This window comes from Adlercreutzia rubneri, assembly GCF_009755265.1.
Taxonomy (GTDB): Bacteria; Actinomycetota; Coriobacteriia; order Coriobacteriales; family Eggerthellaceae; genus Adlercreutzia; species Adlercreutzia rubneri.
This window is the reverse complement of the sequence record NZ_WPOO01000068.1, coordinates 1-529: the sequence shown is the minus strand read 5'-3', so window position 1 is coordinate 529 and position 529 is coordinate 1. Positions and strand designations below refer to the sequence as shown.

At 58.4% G+C, this 529-nt stretch carries 1 pseudogene; it reads right to left on the bottom strand.

The features are described 5' to 3' along the window. Nucleotides 1-299: 299 nt before the first annotated feature. A pseudogene (locus GO707_RS11925) lies at nt 300-529 on the bottom strand (TetR/AcrR family transcriptional regulator); the annotation flags it as partial.

Here is a 529-nt window from a genome sequence, read left to right as displayed (position 1 = left end):
CGGCAAAAGCGAGCGTCGGCCGCAACAGCGTGGCCGCACCCAGGGCAGCCGCGCCAAATATAAACGTGCGGCGATCGAGGCCGCGCGTGAAATCAGTCATGCAAAACCTCCTCGAATCCGCCGCGTATGCCTCATGCTTGACTCTCATGCTCGTATTTTGACGATTCGGCACCGCAGCGAACAACGAATTCGCAACAACTATAGCACGACCGGGTAACGGTCACGCGATCTCCACGCGCTGAACGTAGTCGCAGATGAATACACGATTTTGGCGTCATCTAAAAGAACAGGGGGGGTGCCTAAACCGATGCGCTGTCCTGCCGCTTGGCCGAGACATCCAGCGCAAGCGGCTCCATGTCGAGGTGCAGCGTCTGCTCCACCACCTTCATGAGAGCCTCGTCGCTGATGTCGGGGTCGATCTTCACGAGGCCTACCAGCCCGAAGATCACCACGCAGAACATCTCGTATACGAATTCGATCTCGACCTGATGGTACTCGGCGTATTCGACCAGCACCCGACCGCTCAGGC